Annotated in this window: 16 protein-coding genes; 13 read left to right on the forward strand and 3 right to left on the reverse strand. The window is 36.0% G+C overall.

The window, feature by feature from the left end; translation table 11 throughout:
* The first annotated feature begins 147 nt into the window (after positions 1–147).
* Together PXC01_RS15700 and lpdA are read left to right on the forward strand one after the other, a co-directional pair.
* Positions 148–606, forward strand: a complete 459-nt coding sequence (locus tag PXC01_RS15700; protein ID WP_276473422.1) for an Lrp/AsnC family transcriptional regulator — start codon at positions 148–150, stop codon at positions 604–606.
* Between the two features lie 202 nt (positions 607–808).
* Positions 809–2,215 carry a dihydrolipoyl dehydrogenase gene (gene lpdA / locus PXC01_RS15705; RefSeq protein ID WP_276473239.1) on the forward strand — a complete coding sequence of 469 codons (1,407 nt, stop codon included), beginning with the start codon at positions 809–811 and terminating at the stop codon, positions 2,213–2,215.
* Positions 2,216–2,295: 80 nt separating this feature from the next.
* On the opposite strand, the gene PXC01_RS15710 is transcribed toward lpdA, so the two are convergent.
* Positions 2,296–3,480, reverse strand: a complete 1,185-nt coding sequence (locus tag PXC01_RS15710) for a heparan-alpha-glucosaminide N-acetyltransferase domain-containing protein (RefSeq protein ID WP_276473240.1) — start codon at positions 3,478–3,480, stop codon at positions 2,296–2,298.
* Positions 3,481–3,608: 128 nt separating this feature from the next.
* Here PXC01_RS15710 and PXC01_RS15715 point away from each other — a divergent pair, with 128 nt between their 5' ends.
* The 5 genes from PXC01_RS15715 (at position 3,609) to PXC01_RS15735 (ending at position 11,529) form a co-directional block, all read left to right on the forward strand.
* A complete protein-coding gene (locus PXC01_RS15715; protein ID WP_276473241.1) occupies positions 3,609–4,145 on the forward strand; it encodes an NADPH-dependent FMN reductase in 537 nt (178 codons plus the stop codon).
* A gap of 76 nt (positions 4,146–4,221) precedes the next feature.
* Positions 4,222–5,535 (forward strand): tRNA lysidine(34) synthetase TilS, encoded by a 1,314-nt coding sequence (gene tilS, locus PXC01_RS15720; protein WP_276473242.1) that lies wholly within the window; start codon positions 4,222–4,224, stop codon positions 5,533–5,535.
* Positions 5,528–7,489 (forward strand): protein-disulfide reductase DsbD family protein, encoded by a 1,962-nt coding sequence (locus tag PXC01_RS15725; protein WP_276473243.1) that lies wholly within the window; start codon positions 5,528–5,530, stop codon positions 7,487–7,489. The genes tilS and PXC01_RS15725 overlap by 8 nt, the downstream gene beginning before the upstream one ends.
* A 108-nt stretch (positions 7,490–7,597) precedes the next feature.
* On the forward strand, positions 7,598–9,991 hold the full coding sequence (locus PXC01_RS15730) for a penicillin acylase family protein (protein ID WP_276473244.1): 2,394 nt from the start codon (positions 7,598–7,600) through the stop codon (positions 9,989–9,991).
* Between the two features lie 2 nt (positions 9,992–9,993).
* The gene (locus PXC01_RS15735; RefSeq protein WP_276473245.1) at positions 9,994–11,529 is read left to right on the forward strand and encodes a YifB family Mg chelatase-like AAA ATPase; all 1,536 of its coding nucleotides are present in this window, start codon (positions 9,994–9,996) and stop codon (positions 11,527–11,529) included.
* 161 nt (positions 11,530–11,690) lie between these two features.
* Here the strand turns inward: PXC01_RS15735 and PXC01_RS15740 are convergent, their stop codons facing one another.
* Both PXC01_RS15740 and PXC01_RS15745 read right to left on the reverse strand, forming a co-directional pair.
* The gene (locus tag PXC01_RS15740) at positions 11,691–12,254 is read right to left on the reverse strand and encodes a hypothetical protein (protein WP_276473246.1); all 564 of its coding nucleotides are present in this window, start codon (positions 12,252–12,254) and stop codon (positions 11,691–11,693) included.
* A 10-nt stretch (positions 12,255–12,264) separates the two neighbouring features.
* Positions 12,265–12,711, reverse strand: coding sequence for a hypothetical protein (locus tag PXC01_RS15745; RefSeq protein WP_036153892.1), 447 nt, complete (start codon positions 12,709–12,711; stop codon positions 12,265–12,267).
* A 214-nt stretch (positions 12,712–12,925) separates the two neighbouring features.
* On the opposite strand from PXC01_RS15745, the gene PXC01_RS15750 reads away from it, so the two are divergent.
* The 6 genes from PXC01_RS15750 to ilvB all read left to right on the forward strand — a co-directional run bounded on the left by PXC01_RS15750 (position 12,926) and on the right by ilvB (position 20,323).
* Positions 12,926–14,119, forward strand: coding sequence for an Nramp family divalent metal transporter (locus PXC01_RS15750; RefSeq protein WP_276473247.1), 1,194 nt, complete (start codon positions 12,926–12,928; stop codon positions 14,117–14,119).
* Entirely contained in the window at positions 14,120–14,863 is a 744-nt protein-coding gene (gene pxpA, locus PXC01_RS15755; RefSeq protein WP_276473248.1) for a 5-oxoprolinase subunit PxpA, read from the forward strand. It abuts the gene before it with no gap.
* A complete protein-coding gene (pxpB, locus tag PXC01_RS15760) occupies positions 14,860–15,597 on the forward strand; it encodes a 5-oxoprolinase subunit PxpB (RefSeq protein WP_276473249.1) in 738 nt (245 codons plus the stop codon). Before pxpA ends, pxpB begins: the two co-directional genes overlap by 4 nt.
* Positions 15,590–16,429 carry a 5-oxoprolinase subunit C family protein gene (locus tag PXC01_RS15765; protein ID WP_276473250.1) on the forward strand — a complete coding sequence of 280 codons (840 nt, stop codon included), beginning with the start codon at positions 15,590–15,592 and terminating at the stop codon, positions 16,427–16,429. Before pxpB ends, PXC01_RS15765 begins: the two co-directional genes overlap by 8 nt.
* Before the next feature lie 390 nt (positions 16,430–16,819).
* Positions 16,820–18,496, forward strand: coding sequence for a dihydroxy-acid dehydratase (gene ilvD, locus PXC01_RS15770; RefSeq protein ID WP_276473251.1), 1,677 nt, complete (start codon positions 16,820–16,822; stop codon positions 18,494–18,496).
* Positions 18,497–18,589: 93 nt separating this feature from the next.
* The gene (gene ilvB, locus PXC01_RS15775) at positions 18,590–20,323 is read left to right on the forward strand and encodes a biosynthetic-type acetolactate synthase large subunit (RefSeq protein ID WP_276473252.1); all 1,734 of its coding nucleotides are present in this window, start codon (positions 18,590–18,592) and stop codon (positions 20,321–20,323) included.

The raw sequence follows: 20,323 nt of genomic DNA on the forward strand, positions 1-20,323 counted from the left end.
TTGTTGTTTTCAGTAAAAATATTGTTTTGGTGTAAAATTGTCAATACAAAATCATTTTGTTAGTTTATTAATCTATTTTTAATTTTATAATAGATTAATATTCTATTAATGTGTAACTTGTGAGAACTTTACGGAATAATAATCATGATAAAACTTGATCAGATAGATAATAAACTGCTGGAATTGTTACAGGCAGATAGTAAAAAAACAACTAAGGAGTATGCTCTTAAATTGGGGCTTTCAACCACCGCTATATATGAACGTATTAAAAGGCTAGAAAGAACTGGAGCCATTAGAAGTTATGTAGCTTTAGTTGACAAAGCTGTTGTAGATAGGAATTTTACGGTATTTTGTCATGTTAAATTGGTACAGCATGTAAAAGATAACATTGCCCAATTTGAGGCGCAAGTTATGCGTTTGCAAGAGGTAGTTGAATGCCATCATTTAAGCGGTGATTATGACTACCTGTTAAAAATACACGTTCAAAATATGGATGCTTACCGAAACTTTATGGTCAATAAATTGACCGCAATGAGTCATATAGGTAGTACACAAAGTTCGTTTACCATTAAAGAGGTAAAACATTCTACCGCAATACCGCTTTGAGTTTGCGGACTCTTTTTGCAAAAATCAACGATATATTTGTTGTAAGCGAATTGGAATTTTTAGGGCGTTTTTATATTTAAAGGATTAAAAATGTCGTTAAACTGTTGAAAAAGCTAACATTTTCGCTTCTAAACAATATATTAAAATGAGTTTAGAAAGTAAAAATAGTATTAATTTTGTAAGACATTAGAAAATAAAATTTATGAATCAATATGATGTAGCCGTTATTGGCTCAGGACCTGGAGGATACGTAGCCGCAATACGTTGTGCTCAATTAGGAATGAAAACTGCAATAATTGAGAAATATTCCACTTTGGGTGGAACATGTTTAAATGTTGGGTGTATTCCTTCTAAGGCAATGTTAGATTCTTCGCATCATTATGAAGATGCCATTAAACATTTTGATGAGCACGGTATTGAAATACCAGGAGAAATAAAAGTGAATTTGGAAAAAATGATTGCCCGTAAGCAGGGTGTTGTTGACCAGACCACTAAAGGAATTGAGTTCTTGATGGATAAGAACAAAATTACCGTTTACGAAGGTGTGGGTAGTTTTAAAGATGCCACTCATGTAAACATCAAAAAGAACGATGGTAAAACTGAAGAGATAGAAGCTAAAAATATCATTATTGCAACTGGTTCAAAACCATCAACTTTGCCTTTTATTAAATTGGATAAAGAACGTATTATAACATCTACAGAAGCTTTGGAACTTAAAGAAGTGCCAAAACATATGATCGTTATTGGTGGTGGTGTAATTGGTCTAGAACTTGGTCAGGTATATAAAAGACTTGGTGCAGAGGTTACTGTGGTTGAGTTTATGGATCGCATTATACCAGGAATGGATGCTGCACTTTCTAAAGAGCTTACCAAAGTTTTAAAGAAGCAAAAAGTAAAGTTTGCATTATCGCACAAAGTAAAATCCGTTGAAAGAAAAGGTGATCAGGTAATTGTAAAAGCCGATAATAAAAAAGGAGAAGAGGTCGTGTTTGAAGGTGACTACTGTTTAGTTGCCGTTGGTAGAAAACCATACACCGACGGTTTAAATGCCGATGCTGCCGGAGTTAAACTTGACGAAAGAGGTAAGGTGATCGTTGACGGGCATTTAAAAACAAATGTTGACAATATATATGCCATAGGTGACGTAATCAAAGGTGCCATGTTAGCTCATAAAGCGGAGGAAGAAGGTACGTTGGTAGCAGAAATATTAGCGGGTCAGAAACCACATATTGATTATAACTTAATTCCTGGTGTGGTCTATACATGGCCAGAGGTTGCCGCTGTTGGTAAAACGGAAGAGGAACTTAAGGAAGCAGGTGTGGAATATAAAGTAGGTCAATTTCCAATGCGTGCCTTAGGCCGTGCTAGAGCGAGTATGGATACTGACGGATTTGTTAAGATCCTTGCCGATAAAAAGACCGATGAAGTCTTAGGTGTTCATATGGTAGGTGCTCGTTGTGCAGATTTAATTGCCGAAGCGGTTACCGCTATGGAGTTTAGAGCTTCTGCAGAAGATATATCTAGAATGAGCCATGCTCACCCAACATATGCCGAAGCGGTCAAAGAAGCTGCATTGGCGGCTACTGATGATCGTGCATTGCATGTTTAAGTAGATAGAATAATATAGTAATGAAAAAGGCAGCCATTTGGCTGCCTTTTTTTGTTTTGTATGAGCTTCATTTGAGGCTGTTAGTTCTTGGTCAGGCCTAATAAACGTAATACCTTTTCTGTGCCACTTCTTAGCATTTCAAAAACTATGATCGCAAACTGTTCCAAATAAATCCTTGTAGTTGATAGTAAGGAACGTAAGTTAAATTTAATCTGTGCTTTGTGATCTTCATATTTTAAGGCTAAATATGTACTTGCAATCATAAATAAAATGGCGCCCGGTACTACAACGTAAGGATTTAATGAGTGATGAAAAAATCGGTATAAACCTAATCCGGTAAAACTACCATATAGAATTATAAAATGTATAATGTATATGGATAGGGTGCTTTGACCTATTCTAAGCCATGTCGCATTCATTAAATATTTTCTTAGGAGAATGAAAATGGAAAAAACAATAAGTACATCTCCTAAACGTATGAACAGGTAATTATTATTGAAAATAGCTTGAAACAATGCTATACCCGTAGCATCATAAATAGCAAGGAAAAAATCTGAAGAAAGAAATAGTAATGATAGTCCGGTTACTATATAAGCTGGTACAATGTAGTTATAAAGGTTTTTGCTGTATTGATATTTGGAAAATATAACCGACATAAAACTACCTATTGTTGCATAGCCTAGCCATGGTATAATGGTGAATACCGAGCCATTGGCCTTTGTTAAGTAGTTTGCAAGTGCTTGCGGCAAAAATTCAAAGCTAGATGTTTTATAAACCGGTTCAAAGACAAATAGCAAAAGTGTTGTGACCATCAGTATGGTGGGGAAAATCCATTTTTGCTTGGCAAAAGTTAAAATGTAAAATCCTATAATGAACAGTAATGAAAGTCCTATGCAATGCAGAACGTCTACCAAATAGAAAGAATCATAAATTTCACCTTTGAACAAACCAAAAATGTTCATTCTTAAAAGGTATGCAATGACCAATAATTCAAATCCGCGTTTAATACCCTTTTTAACTCTTGGGTTAGACCAACCCGTTTCTTTTGATCGAATGAGCAAATATGTAAATATGAATCCAGATACGGTAAAGAATACAGGTGCGGTAATTCCTCTAAAATATTTCCAAGTAGAGAACAATATATTAGAGTCGTCTCTAAATACATTATCAAGTAGACCATCAATGAAATGGCCTTGTAACATCATTAAAATGGCCCACGCTCTTATAGCGTCTAGAAAAAACAATCTTGATTTAGAGTTGTTCATTATAACAATTATATCCTATATACTTATAAAACAGTAAGTTTGGATGTTTAAAGCCGTAAAATTAGATAAAATATTCTAAGGATTGCCGTAATTGGGTTAAATTAGCGATCACACATAAAAATAGGTCTATGAGTTACGTTTTGGCATTTGCGGGGAGCAATTCTTCAGTATCCATTAATTATAAATTGGTGAAGTATACCGCTAGTCTAATTAAAGGGCAGGAAGTAAAGTTGAGAGATATGTCAAAGTATCCATTTCCAATGTACAGTCAAGATTTGGAAAATGAAAGTGGATTCTCAAATTCACTCGTAGAATTTAAGAATGAAATTACCAATGCAGAAGGATTGATCATCGCCGTAAACGAACACAATAGTTTTCCTTCGGCATATTTTAAAAACACGTTAGACTGGTTATCTCGTTTAGATGTAAAGTTTTTGGCAGATAAGAAAATACTGTTAATGGCTACTTCTAATGGTGGTCGTGGTGCTATTGGTGCGTTGGAAATTACAGAAAAATTACTTGCAAGGTTTCAAGGAACGGTGGTTGCATCTTTTTCGTTACCTAAATATGGAGAAAATTTTGATGAAGTCAACGGTATTACCAATGACGAGTTGGCCAAGGTTCACGCAGATAAGGTAGCCTCTTTTGTAAAGGCTATTTCATAATTTAATTCAATTTTTTACAAGTTAAATTAATCTTAGGCTTTCCTATTAAATTAAGGGACTTCGTTACCTTTGTCTTGTGTTAAAGGCTTTTAAAAAACATATTGAAGATTCTTTTCCGGAATTGCTGGATAATCATTTCATAATTGCATGTAGCGGTGGTCTGGATAGTTCGGTGCTCGTAGAATTATGCCAGCTGTTAAAATTAAATTTTTCTATTGCACATTGTAATTTTAGACTGCGGGGAAAAGCTAGTGATGGTGATGAAGTTTTTGTGCGAAATGTTGCACGGGAAATTGGTAATGAAATTTTTGTAACCCATTTTGATACGCTTGGCTATGTAAATCAGCACAAGGTATCTGTACAAATGGCAGCAAGGGAATTACGTTACACTTGGTTTGCCCAGTTAATGAAAGAACATAATATTTCTTATTTGTTAACGGCGCATCATGCCAGTGATAATTTAGAAACTTTTTTAATCAATTTATCTAGAGGAACTGGTATTGAAGGTTTAACGGGAATTCCCGCTAAAATAAATAATATCAGAAGGCCTTTATTACCTTTTAGTAGGCAAGAATTAGAGGCATTTGCAAAAGGGCAAAGGTTGAAATGGCGAGAAGATGCCAGTAATGCCGATGCTAAATATTTGCGAAATAAAATTAGATTAGAGATTATACCCAAATTAAAAGAACTGCATCCTACTTTTACGGAAAATTTTAAAAGTACCTTAGATTATTTAGGGCAAACCGAAGTTATTGCATCGGCATATCTACAAAACCTTAAAGATGAACTCTTTGTTGAAAAAGGCGAAAGGGTAGAAGTGAAAATTTCAAAGTTGAAGGAATTAAAGCCTTTGTCTACCTATTTATTTGGTTTGTTCAGTTCATACGGATTTAAGGAGATGAAAAACCTAGAGGCTTTGTTAGATGGGCTTTCGGGTAAACAATTGGTATCTAGTTCCCATGTGCTGGTAAAAAATCGTGACGTATTAATTTTATCAGCCATAGATGATAGTAAATTAGATAGGCAGGAATATTTCATTACTGAAGAAGAAGTACCTTTGAACTTACCGGTGAATTTAAAATTTATGTCTGTTTCTGAGCGTTTTGATAATACGAATAGTGAAATATTTGTTCAAAAGAATGCTTTAAGATATCCGCTGAGCGTAAGAAAATGGAAATCTGGCGACTACTTTTATCCAATAGGATTAAACAGGAAAAAGAAACTTGCAAAGTTTTTTAAAGATGAGAAAGTAGATGTCTTGTCAAAAGAAAAAACTTGGTTGTTATGCTCAGGTGAGCAAATAGTTTGGGTAATAGGCATGCGTGCTGATCACCGGTTTAGAGTGGTAGATGTTAACCAAGAGATATTAAAAATAGAATTACATGATTAGATTTTTTGCTTTACTACTTTTTATTGTCGTTTTGCCACTTGGTACTTTCGCACAAACAGAAGATGAACCCGTAGTTTGGGAACAGCAAATCAATAAAATTTCCGACTCGGAGTATGAATTGGTAATGCAAGCTAAAATTTTGGATGGATGGCACATGTATTCCCAATTTACATCTGAATTTGGGTCTTTACCCAGTGATTTTACCTACAACGGAAATGGTATTGCTTATGAACTTTTGGGCGGAACGACCGAAAGTGAAACTATTAAGGAGTACAGTGAAGTTTTTGAGGTAGAAGAAACATATTTTAAAGAGTACGCAACATTTAAACAGCGTGTTAAAATATTAGACCCTGCAATCAATCAAATAGATGTAGACTTGTTTTTTCAGGTATGTGAGGAGGTTTGTATTCCCATGGACAAAAAGTTCTTGTTTACATTAGATGGTTCCGCTGCAGAGCTTGTAACTACTGTTGATGACAGAAGTCTAGCGCTAGGGCAAAAGTTACGATTAGATTTAAAGAATAGAGCGCTACTTACCCAAGGTCAAGATACTATAGCTACAAGCACTAATATCTGGGTTATTTTTGGCTTAGGTTTTCTTGGCGGATTAATAGCCTTGTTGACTCCGTGTGTATTTCCTATGATACCTTTAACGGTCTCTTTTTTTACAAAACACTCCCAGAAAAAATCTAAAGGAATTATAAATGCATTGTTGTATGGTTTTTTTATAATCCTTATTTACTTTTTATTAAGTCTGCCATTTCATTTGTTTGATTCTGTAGATTCCCAAATACTCAATTCTATTGCAACGAACGTATGGTTAAATTTGCTGTTCTTCGTAATCTTCATATTCTTTGCTTTTTCCTTTTTTGGATACTATGAACTAACGTTGCCAAGTTCATGGGCAAATAAAATGGATGATGCCTCTACAAAGGTTGGTGGTGTTTTGGGTATATTTTTTATGGCCGTCACATTAGCTATTGTATCTTTTTCTTGTACTGGTCCTATCTTGGGAGGTCTACTAGGCGGTACAACTTTGGCGGAAGGTGAAGTTGCTTCTAACCTTACCGCAGGTATGACCGGTTTTGGTGTAGCATTGGCATTGCCTTTTGCATTGTTCGCCTTGTTCCCGGCTTGGTTAAATTCTCTACCAAAATCTGGTGGGTGGATGACTACTGTAAAAGTAGTGTTAGGCTTTTTAGAAATAGGTCTGGCTCTTAAATTTTTATCCAATGCGGACTTAGTAGGGCATTGGGGTATTTTAAAGCGGGAGATATTTTTGGGTATTTGGATAGTGCTAGGTATAGCAATGACTTTATATTTGTTCGGGTTATACAAGTTCCCGCATGACGGACCAATTAAAAAGTTGTCGTTTAGTAGAAAAGTAGCTGCTTTTGTAAGTGCTGCATTTACTATTTATATGATCTTAGGAGTTACCAATATCACCAATTTGAAATTGTTAAGCGGATTTCCTCCTCCTGAATTTTATAGCATTTTTGAGCAAGAAAGCGATTGTCCGTTAGGGATTGATTGCTTTAAAGACTTTGATGAAGGTTTGGCGTATGCTAAAGAGGTAAATAAACCTATTCTTTTAGATTTTACGGGTTGGGCATGTGTAAACTGTAGAAAGATGGAGGAAAACGTATGGAGCGATTCTGAGGTTTTTCCGATCATAAAAGAGAACTATGTACTTATTTCATTATATACGGATGACAGACAACAGCTACCGGAAGAAGAGCAGTTTAATTATCAGTTTGAAAGTGGTCGTATAAAAGAAATAAATAACATTGCCCAAAAATGGGGTACTTTTCAAGATGTTAATTTTGGTTCTATTTCCCAACCTTTCTATGTGTTGTTGTCACCAGACTTGAAAGTATTGAATACGTCCATTCAAAATTCTGATGTTCCAACTTATAAGAATTGGCTATTAGAAGGATTAAGGAATAATAAATAGTTTATAGCTTTTGTAAGATGTTGACTACTTGTCAATAAAAAGCAGGGTTGCGAAGTGTTTTATGTAAAAAATAGTTTTAACTTGGGAACAATTCCCCCAAACTGAACTATGAAAAATTTAAAAAAAATAGGAGCCTTCCTATTGGTTATTATTACCCTTCTGATTATTGTTGTCGGTGTATTAGCTTACACTCTAAAACCGGATTATTCAGGTGAAAAAGAGCTTTCCGATCTTGAAAAAGAGGTAAACGTCTACTATGACGATTATGGAGTTCCTCATATTTATGGAGAGAACGAAGAAGATGCCTTTAGAACCTTAGGATATGTTCATGCACAAGATCGTCTTTGGCAAATGGAACTGCTTAGAAGAATTGCTAGTGGTGGTCTGTCAGAAGTATTTGGTGCAGATTTAATAGGTACCGATAAATTCTTTTTATCTCTAGGTATTGCAGATGCCTCTAAACTGACAGCAAATAATGCAGATGAGAGTGATGTTGGTGTTGTTTTGGCGAATGCTTACTTGGACGGCATCAATCAATTTATAAAAGAAGGGCCAACACCGGTAGAGTTCTATCTTACCGGTATCGATAAGAAAGAATTTGTACTGGAAGATGTTTATAATACTATTGGTTATATGGCCTTTAGTTTTGCTATGGCACACAAAACAGATCCTTTATTGACAACTATAAACGCCAAGTTAGGACCTGAATATTTAAATGGTTTGCATGTAGGTTCTAGCGTTGATACGGAATGGATCAAGAACTATAACCCTACTTCATTAGACACTATTCAAAATAATCTTACTGCTTCAGTAAACAAAGCTTTAGGAGCTTTGGATATTCCTTTATTCGAGGGCAGTAATAGCTGGGTTATTGCACCTGAGAAAACAAAGAATGGTAAGGTCATTTTTGCCAATGATCCCCACATTGGGTTTTCTCAGCCATCCGTTTGGTTCGAGGCTCACGTAGAAACCCCAACATATTCTAAATATGGGTATCATATTGCAGGAATTCCCTTTCCATTGTTGGGACATAATCGAAAAGTTGCTTACGGTCTAACCATGTTTGAAAACGATGATGTGGATTTTTATTTTGAAAAGAACAATCCTGATAACGAGAATCAATATTTGTCCGATAACGGTTATGTTGACTATGAAATAATAACAAAGACTTTTAAGGTTAAAGATTCTTCTGATGTAGCTTTTACTTATAAAAAAACGAACCACGGGCCAATTCTTAATGGAATAGCCGATCAAATACAGGGAGAAAGACCTATTGCAATGTCATGGTTATATACCCAAATGGAGAATAAGGTTATAGATGCACTGTTTGGTTTAAGCCACGCCAATAATCTAACGGAATTCAAAAAAGCATTACCAAAAATTCATGCTCCGGGTTTAAATATTATGTATGGCGATGATGAGGGTAACGTAGCCTGGTTTGCAACGGCGCAACTATATGAGATTCCTGATTCGGTCAATACCAAGATGGTATTTGAAGTCGGTAAAGGGCTTCCGGTAGACAAGAGATTTATACCTTTTAATAAGAATCCGCAGGCTATAAATCCGCCGAACAACTATGTGTATTCCGCTAATAATCAACCAGATTCTATTGCAGGTATGCTATACCCGGGCTATTATTTGCCAGAAAATAGAGGTAAACGAATAGTACAACTTTTAGAACCTAAAAATGACTGGGACCTAGATGCTGCAAGTGATATGATAACCGACGTTATTTCATCCGTAAATCCAGAAATTGTAACCAATTTATCCAAATACATTGATGTTTCTTTATTAAGCGAAAATGGACTAAAGGCCATTGATAGTTTAAAAATGTGGACGGGCAATTATGAGCTAACTTCAATTGAGGCTACAATCTACAATAGATGGGTATATTATTTTTTAGAAAATACTTTTGAAGATGAATTAGGTGAAGCATTGTTCAAGCAATTTTTAGGTACCCATTTTGTAAAGCGATTAATTGCACCACTTTCCAAGGATGAAGAATCTGTATGGTTAGATAATGTGAATACGGCCGGTATTCAAGAAGATATAGCTGCTATTGTAAATACATCTTTTATGGATGCCATTATTTCGTTGGAAAAAGATTTTGGAAAAAACATGAATTATTGGCGATGGGAGAGGGTGCATAGTATAGAGCATCCACATCCTATAGGTCAAATAGCTGCTTTACGTTCATTTTTTAACGTAGGTCCCTTTCCGGTAAACGGCACAAGAGAGGTAATTAATAATTTGGCATTTTCCTATGACAAAACTGGGTTTTATAAAACTACGTCAGGACCTTCAACAAGAAGGCTCGTAGATTTTTCGGATGTAGAAAATAGTATAAGTATCTTACCGACCGGTCAATCGGGTAATCCGTTTAGCAAACATTATAGAAATCAGGCCGAAATGTATGTTAACGGTGAGTTTCGTAAAATGATGATGAACAAGGTTGAAATTCAAAAGAGTAAAGAAATCCTTATTTTTAAGCCAAAGGATTAAAAATGCTTACAAAAGTTTATGGGAGTGCGGTATTTGGCGTTGAGGCTACAACCATTGTTGTAGAAGTAAATATCGACAAAGGAATTGGTTATCATTTGGTAGGACTGCCAGACAATGCAATTAAAGAAAGTAATTATAGAATAGCTGCTGCACTCCAGAACAACGGATATAAGATTCCGGGTAAAAAAATCACTATTAATATGGCTCCGGCAGATCTTCGAAAAGAAGGTTCCGCTTATGACCTTACTTTGGCTATTGGTATTTTGGCTGCATCTAGTCAAATAAAATCAGAGGACATTGAAAAGTATATCATCATGGGCGAGTTGTCTTTAGATGGTAGCCTACAGCCTATTAAAGGGGCGTTACCAATTGCGATCAAAGCACAAGAAGAAGGGTTTACAGGATTTATTTTACCAACGGCCAATGCCAAAGAAGCTGCTATTGTTGGAGATTTAAAGGTTTACGGGGTAGATAATATTAAACAAGTTTTAGATTTCTTCGATCAAGGCACTCCACTTGAACAAACCATCATAGATACAAGGGAAGAATTTTATAAAAACCTGGATTTTCCTGAATTTGATTTTTCCGATGTTAAGGGTCAAGAAAGTATCAAGCGTTGTATGGAGATTGCAGCTGCGGGAGGTCATAATATAATTTTAATTGGTCCGCCGGGAGCAGGTAAAACAATGCTGGCAAAGCGGTTACCATCAATTTTACCGCCAATGACTTTACATGAAGCATTGGAGACCACTAAAATTCACAGTGTTGTCGGTAAGATTAAAAATATGGGGTTAATGAGTCAGCGACCATTTAGAAGTCCTCATCACACCATTTCAGATGTTGCCCTTGTAGGTGGCGGAGCATATCCGCAACCAGGTGAAATATCCTTATCGCATAACGGGGTTTTGTTCTTAGATGAATTGCCAGAATTTAAACGTGGAGTATTAGAGGTAATGCGCCAACCTTTAGAAGATAGGGAAGTAACCATTTCCCGTGCCCGTTTTACGGTCACCTATCCAAGTAGTTTTATGTTGGTAGCCAGTATGAACCCTAGTCCGGGCGGATATTTTAACGATCCGGATGCTCCTGTAACTTCATCACCTGCAGAAATGCAACGCTACTTAAGTAAGATATCGGGTCCTTTATTGGATAGAATCGATATTCACATTGAAGTAACTCCAGTACCGTTCGAAAAATTATCGGAAGAACGAAAAGGGGAGAGTAGTGTAGCTATAAGAAAGCGGGTAACTGCTGCTAGAGAAGTACAGACGGCAAGATTTGCCGGTTTGGAAAATGTGCATTACAATGCTCAAATGAATACAAAACAGATTCGTGAATATTGTAAGCTAGATGATAATTCTAAAGCCTTGTTGAAAAACGCCATGGAAAGATTGAACCTTTCTGCTAGGGCGTACGATAGAATATTAAAAGTGGCACGAACCATTGCAGACCTTGGTGGTGCAGATAATTTAGATGGCAACCATATTTCTGAGGCCATTCAATACCGATCTTTAGATAGAGAGGGTTGGTTGGGGTAGTATTATGGTAATCGTCAATATACTTGGAACTTTGAAAAAGGTAGAATGAAAAAATGAACAAGATTTGAATGGTAATAATATTTCAAAAACCATTCAAAACTGTTCACCAACTTGAGAGGGTTGGTTGGGGTAAAATTATTTATAATAAAGAGTAATCACTATTAAGAGTATAGCCCTTCATTATTTATATCGTCTTCGTTGCTTTTTGGAGCGGTAAAAATGTCTTTAAGAATATAACTTGTTACTATTGTAAGGCCAAGTGTAAGTACAGGTATAGAGTAATCCCACGTTAATAAATGCATTAGGCCGCCACAGATTAGGGTTATGACACCTATTACCATAACAAAGTTCCAAATAATTTCGGTCATGCTATTGTTTACATCTCCGTCTCTGGACATGAAATATGAAGTGCCTTCCATGGCAAACCATGCGATAAAGGTAAATGCCGTACCAATTTGAAAAAATAAGGTATGGGTAAAGTCTAAAATTGTCAGTATTCCGTTGGTGGTCCAAAAAAGTACCAAGGCCATTTTAATTAGGTCTACAGATTTTTTTTCTTTTTTTCTAGAAAAACGTACGGTATATAGTATTAATATAGCGGCAAAGGATATAAAAATTATTCCTTCAGAAAACGGATAATGAAGTATTCGCATTACCATACCCATCAAAAGAGTTGCAATAGCTGCCCTAATGGGGTTTCTAAATGCTTTTTTAGAATTTTCCATATCTAGTTTTTTAGTTAATAACTTTAATGTTGGCTTTGAGACCTTCCATTATTCCAATAATATTGTTCACGGTTTCATTTAAATAATAGCGCACAACAATATGCGGAATTCTAATGGTAGTAAAGCCATTTTTAAATGAGTGCATGGCCTCTTCTAAATTGTTTATAGCTTCGTGTTCCGTAAGCTTTTCATATTCAGAATCTATCTCAATATTGAGTTTTACACGAGAAATGGCAATGTCAATAGACTTTTTGCCGTCCCACCATTCTAACATAGAATTTACACCTGCTTCTTTTAGCGCATAATAAAGCTGTATAGCTTCTAATGGTGTATTGTGTTTGTTGATCAATAACTTTATTCGCTCATGGTGTTTGGCACAAAGTTCTACACCTGCACTTTCCATTGCATTTTTGTGATCTAAATAACCGAGTTCTTTCTTACATTCTAAACAAATCATTAATAGGTTAAGTTTAAGGTTTGGGGATAGCTATAACCGTGTTCTTTTTGTATTATTATGTAATCTCGATAAACGACATCCAACTTTTAGATGAACTGCATTTTTTTAGATAAACTGCATTTTAAAATGTTAAAATTGTGGTGAAAATGATTTTGGGTATGGTGAGAAAAGATGTATTTAGTAATTATATTTACAAGAACGATAATTTTACCAAATGTTTAAGAAATTAGGTCCGGGAGTACTGGTAGCTGCGGCGTTTATTGGCCCGGGAACGGTTACGGCATGTACCTTGGCAGGTGTTAATTTTGGGTTTAGCTTGCTGTGGGCCATGCTGTTATCTATAATAGCAACCTATATTTTACAAGAAATGTCCGCCCGTTTGGGTATTGTAACGCAAAAAGGTTTGGCAGATGTTATTAAGCAAGAACTTCACAATCCTTTAATTCGCAATAGTGTTATCGTACTTATCTTTTCTGCTATAATAATAGGTAATGCTTCTTATGAAGCTGGTAATATTGGCGGTGCTACCTTAGGTATGGAGGCCTTGTTTGGTATGGAATATGGTCATTTGTATCCCTTTATATTAGGAAGTCTTGCTTTTCTCTTATTATATCTAGGTAGTTATAAAGCCTTGGAGAAGGTATTTATAGTGTTGGTGCTTATTATGAGCCTTTCTTTTGTTATGACGGCTATATTGACCAAGCCGTATATGTGGGAGCTGCTTAAAGGGCTGTTAATACCTACAGTACCGGAAAAAGGTATCCTTACTATAATAGCTTTGGTAGGTACTACAGTTGTTCCTTATAATCTTTTTTTACATGCTGCCTTGGTCAGTGAGAAATGGAAATCTAAAGATGATTTGAAATTAGCAAAGAGAGATACATTGGTTTCTATTATTTTAGGCGGACTCGTCTCTATAAGTATTATTATTTCTGCTGCGGCTATAAATTCATCTGAGGTCAATAATGTAATAGATATGGCAAAGGCCTTAGAACCATTGTACGGGTCTGCTGCTTTATATTTTTTAGGAATAGGAATGTGTGCGGCAGGTATTACTTCGGCTATAACGGCGCCTTTGGCTGCAGCCTATGTTGCAAATAGTTGCTTTGGATGGAATGCAGAATTTAAAGATGCTAAGTTTAGAATAATATGGATGATTATTTTAGGGCTTGGTGTTTTCTTTCTGTCCTTCGGAATTAAACCTATTGAGATTATCAAATTTGCTCAGATTACAAATGGATTGTTATTGCCTGTTATTGCTGTCTTCTTATTATGGGTTGTAAATAGAGCGGGCGTAATGGAGAAATATAAAAACACTATGTTGCAGAATGTTTTCGGCGGACTAATTATTCTCCTTTCCGTTTTATTAGGTGCTAAAAGTATACTAACCGTTTTAGGTGTTTTGTAGATGACAAAAAGAAGTATAGATATTAATTGTGATGTTGGGGAGGGTGTAGGTAATGAGAAAGACCTGTTTCCAATGATAAGTTCGTGTAATATTGCTTGTGGTGGTCATGCAGGTTCAAAAGAGACCATTAAATTATGCTTAGAACTGGCAAAGAAATATCAAGTTAAGGTCGGTGCGCATCCTTCATATCCAGATGTAGAGAATTTTGGACGTGTGAGTATGTCAATTTCCAATGATGTACTTATTAAAAGTATTCAAACTCAAATGCAGGCATTTGAATCTGTACGTAAAGAAATAGATATTCCATTGCACCATATTAAACCACATGGTGCTTTATATAACGATATAGCAAAAGATGTACAATTGGCAGAAACATTTTTAACAGCTATAGCACCTTGTAAGCATCCTGTTCTGTTATATGTTCCTTATAACAGCGTCATTCAAAAATTGGCAATTAAAAATGGATTTGAAGTTTTAGTAGAAGCCTTTGCCGATAGAAATTATAATGATGATTTAAGTTTGGTGTCAAGGAAAGAGAAAGATGCGTTGATTACGTCTGGGAAAGAGGTTTTGAATCATATTTTACATATGTATAATGATAAGCTTGTAAAAACCATAACTGGAAAGAATGTAACCATTGAAGCAGATACCTATTGTATTCATGGAGATACACCTGCTGCTTTACAAATTTTAACGTATCTTTCTAATGAATTGCCTTATCATAATCTACAAGTAAAACCGTGAATTCCCCTAAAATAAATATTAAACCGTTCGGAGTCCATTCTGTGATGATTGAATGGCCAAATGAGGTCAGTGAAATTATTTTGGAAAAGATTTTACATTTCGAAAGATTTTTAACCAAAGAAATATTTATAGATAATGAATGGGAATTGGTGCCTTCATATAACTCTTTGTTGATCACAAACAGGACAGAACAACTAGATTTTCTAAAGTTATCTTCCCATATTCATAATTGGTACGCGCAATTAAAGGAGTCGCCAAAACCGGATAGATATTTATGGCGATTACCGGTGTCATATGACTTGGAGTTCGGTCTAGATTTAGAGGAAGTGGCAAACAGGCTTCAGAAAACAAAAGAAGAAATTATTGCTATGCATACGGGAGCTACATATACCGTTTTTGGTATTGGCTTTTTGCCCGGCTTCATGTATCTAGGTGGTATTGATGAGGGATTAGAATTACCAAGAAAAGCTACACCAAGACCTAAAGTAATAAAAGGTGCTGTTGGTGTAGCAGGAAAACAAGCTGGTATTTATCCGCAAGAGTCACCTGGTGGTTGGAATATTATAGGTAATTGCGCGGTGCCAATTTTTGATGCAACCAAAGAGAATCCGTGTTTTGTGAGTGTTGGTGATAAAATTGAATTTTATAGGATATCAAAGGCTGAACATGATCTTCGTAAAATAGAGGCTGAAGTAGGAATTTATAAACCTGAAAAAATTAAAATAAATGCTTAAAGTCTTAAAAGCAGGTTTTTATACTACTATACAGGATGCCGGTAGATTTTATTATAGAAACAAAGGTGTTCCCGTTTCAGGTGTTATGGATGAAATATCGGTATTTAAATTAGATTCTCTTTTAGAAAATGAGGAACCGTCCGCGGTCTTGGAAATTACTATGACAGGACCAACGCTTGTATTTGAAAAAGAAACATATATGGCACTTGGTGGAGCAAAATTGTCTGCAACGCTAAATAATTTGCCTATACAGAATTACAAGGTTTATAAAATAGAGAAAGGCGATATTATTTCTTTTGGTAAATTAGAAAAAGGTTTTAGGTCTTACTTGGCCGTAAAAGGCGGATTTACTTCTGAACAAGTATTGGGCAGTAGATCTTTTTATAGACCCATTACAAAGAACAACAGGCTGAATGATAATGATATAGTACCATACTCTACCCAATTAAATTTTCAACCTAAAATATCTGAGATTAAGGTAGATTCATTTTTAGACGATACTGTTCTAGAAGTAACTAAAGCTCCAGAATTTGATCTGTTGACCGATAAGCAGTTAGAAGATATTTTCTCTAAAACATTTACTGTAGCTCATGAGAATAATAGAATGGCATATCAATTGACCGAAACTATACGGCCGCATACCATTTCAATGCTTACTTCTGCTACCATTCCCGGTACGGTACAACTAACACCCGCAGGCAAACTTATAGTATTGATGAAAGACGGCCAAACCACCGGTGGTTACCCTAGGGTAGTGCAGTTGACGGATAAGGCTATTTGTATTTTGGCTCAAAAAAAAGGTGGTGATTCTTTAAGTATCAAATTAGTGTAATTTGATACTTTTTATATCAATTTTGTGAAGGGGGTATCTGTAAGCCATTTTTTAAGTACTATTGTAAAATGATGTTAATAAACCTAAATATTGAAATAGTCATTGTTGTTCCTGTTATGGGATGATATAGCTTTTCATTATGTAGAGAAACCTGTATCAGAATTATTTGATGCAGGTTTTTTTATGATACTATAATAAAACAGGTCACTTTTGAAGTATTGAATATGATATAAAAACACTATTTAAGTTATTGATAATTAGTTGTTTGTGTATTATTTCGATAAAATGAATTTGGATTGTTAATTGTAGTTAAAAACAGAAATTTTTATAAACTTATATCTTTGGTTTAACGGTATCAGAAAATCAAGATAAGCATACGAGAATTACATTATGGAATTAAATAAATACAGTAAGAACGTTACTCAAGATCCTACACAACCGGCAGCACAGGCAATGCTATATGCAATTGGTTTTAAAGATGAGGATTTTAATAAACCATTAGTTGGTATTGCAAGTACTGGTTACGAAGGTAATCCTTGTAATATGCACTTAAATGATTTGGCAAAATTAGTTAAAGAAGGGGTCAACTCTAAAGAAACTGTAGGCTTGATTTTTAATACTATTGGTGTTAGCGACGGTATATCCATGGGTACACCAGGAATGCGTTTTTCATTACCGTCTAGGGACATTATAGCAGATTCTATGGAAACTGTTGTACAGGGAATGTCTTATGATGCTTTGGTGACAGTTGTAGGTTGTGATAAGAATATGCCAGGTGCATTAATGGCAATGTTACGTTTAAACCGTCCGGCAATATTAGTATATGGTGGTACCATAGCTTCTGGATGTCATGAGGATAGAAAGTTGGATATTGTTTCTGCTTTTGAGGCATGGGGAGAGAAGGTAGCCGGTACCATGGACGAGAAAAATTATAAATCCATCATTAAAAAATCCATCCCGGGAGCTGGTGCTTGTGGTGGTATGTATACAGCAAATACAATGGCTTCTGCCATAGAAGCTTTAGGTATGTCCATGCCATATAATTCCTCTAACCCTGCAATTAGCAACAATAAAGAAGAAGAGTGTATCGCAGCGGGTAAACAAATGCGTATTCTTATTGAGAAAGATATTAAACCTCTGGATATTGTTACCCGTAAGTCTTTGGAGAATGCTATTCGTCTAGTAACCATTATGGGAGGTTCTACCAATGCGGTTTTACATTTCTTGGCAATTGCAAGAGCTGCGGATATAGATTTTACCCTAAAGGATTTTCAACATATTAGTGATACTACACCGTTTATTGCAGATTTAAAGCCTAGTGGTAAATATTTAATGGAAGATGTCCATAGAATAGGCGGTATACCAGCAGTCTTAAAGTACTTGTTAAAAAATGGTCTTTTACATGGAGATTGTTTAACGGTAACAGGAAAGACTTTAGCTGAGAATTTAGAGAATGTCCCAGATTTGGAAGAAGGCCAGGATGTTATTATGCCTTTAGATAAACCAATTAAGGCAACAGGGCATTTAAGAATGTTGTATGGTAATTTGGCAGAAAATGGTTCTGTAGCAAAAATTACAGGAAAAGAAGGTTTGTTGTTCAAAGGAACAGCAAAAGTATTTAATAGTGAGTATGATGCCAATGATGCTATACGCGGAGGTAAAGTAGAAAAAGGAAATGTAGTCGTCATTAGGTATGAAGGTCCTAAAGGAGGTCCGGGAATGCCGGAAATGCTAAAGCCTACAGCGGCCATAATGGGAGCAGGGTTAGGTAAAGATGTGGCGTTGATTACAGATGGTCGTTTCTCAGGTGGTACACACGGTTTTGTGGTAGGTCATATTTCGCCAGAGGCACAAGAAGGAGGTACTATTGCCTTAGTTAAAGATGGAGATACAATTACGATAGACGCAGAAACAAATTCTATTAATGTAGAAGTGTCAGACGAGGAATTGGCAAAGCGTAAAGAAGCATGGGTGGAGCCAGCTTTAAAGTTTAAAAAAGGAGTATTATACAAATATGCTCGTTCCGTATCCTCCGCTGCGCAAGGTTGTGTAACAGATGAGTTCTAAATAACACCGGCTAGATTTTTAGTATTTCTAGCGGGATTTTAATATCAGGTAATTGTAACTCTTATATGCAATGCTTGAATTTGATTATTAATTATGGAAACAGTAAAAGAGAAGAAAAAAGGTACAGATTCCAAGAAAACGATTAAGATTTCTGGAGCAGAGGCAATAATTCATTGTTTGTTGGCAGAAGGTGTCGAAACAATGTACGGCTACCCTGGTGGGGCAATTATGCCGGTGTACGACGAACTATATAAGTTTCAAGATAAATTGACCCATATTCTTACTAGGCATGAGCAAGGAGCTACACATGCTGCCCAAGGGTATGCCCGTGTATCCGGTAGAGTAGGTGTCGCTATTGCTACTTCTGGTCCCGGTGCCACAAATTTAGTGACAGGTCTAGCAGATGCACAGATAGATTCAACCCCAATGGTGTGCATTACCGGTCAAGTAACCAGACAATTGTTGGGTACCGATGCTTTTCAAGAGACTGATATTATTGGTATTTCTACTCCGGTAACGAAATGGAATTACCAAATTACCGAAGCTTCTGAAATTCCAGAAGTTATGGCAAAAGCTTTTTACATTGCCAAATCTGGTAGACCAGGACCGGTTCTAGTAGATATTACCAAGAATGCGCAAATAGATGCGTTTGATTTCTCTTATGAGAAATGTACAGGGGTTAGAAGTTATAAACCTGTACCTAAACCAAAAATGAGTGCAATTCAGGCCGCTGCTGATTTAATCAATAGCGCTAAAAAACCTTTTATAGTTTGGGGACAAGGTGTTATCCTTGGTCAGGCCGAACAAGAATTGAAGGATTTGGTAGAGAAAACAGGGATTCCGGCCGCTTGGACCATTATGGGAGCATCCGCTTTAGATACTTCTCACCCTTTAAATGTAGGTATGGTAGGTATGCACGGTAATTACGGACCAAACCTAATGACCAATGAATGCGATTTATTAATTGCCATAGGCATGCGTTTTGATGATCGTGTTACGGGTAGATTGGAAGATTATGCCAAACAGGCCAAAGTTATTCATTTTGAGATAGATCCTGCCGAGGTGAATAAAAACGTACAAGCAGATGTTGCAGTGTTGGGTAACTCAAAAGAGACTTTAGGTTTAATTTTGCCATTGCTAAATGAGAACAAGCATGAGGATTGGCATAATGGGTTCAAAGAAAAATATAAAATAGAGTTCGATACCATTATAAAAAATGACATTCATCCAACCAAAGAAGGTTTGACAATGGGTGAGGTTATCGAAGAAATCAATTTAGCTTCCAATAACAAAGCGGTTATTGTTTCTGACGTGGGCCAACACCAAATGATTGCTTGTAGATACGCTAAATTTTCACAATCTAAAAGTAATATTACTTCTGGCGGATTGGGGACCATGGGCTTTGCATTACCTGCTGCCATTGGAGCAAAAATGGGTGCTATGGATAGGGAAGTAGTCGCTATCATTGGCGATGGTGGTTATCAAATGACCATTCAAGAACTAGGAGTCATTTTTCAGCATAACATTCCTGTAAAGATTGTTGTATTGAATAATGAGCATTTAGGAATGGTACGCCAGTGGCAGGAACTATTTTTTGAAAAAAGATACGCTTCAACGGTTATGGTGAATCCTGATTTTGTGAAAATAGCGGAAGGGTATAGCATTGAGGCCAAACGCATTTCTGAACGTAAAGATTTAAAATCTACCATTCAAGAAATGATGGCTTCGGACAAACCATACTTTTTAGAGGTAAAGGTAGAACAAGAAGATAATGTGTTTCCAATGATTCCTTCCGGAGCTTCTGTTTCTGAAGTTAGATTGAAATAA

It is taken from the genome of Maribacter huludaoensis (genome assembly GCF_029350945.1).
GTDB lineage: Bacteria > Bacteroidota > Bacteroidia > Flavobacteriales > Flavobacteriaceae > Maribacter > Maribacter huludaoensis.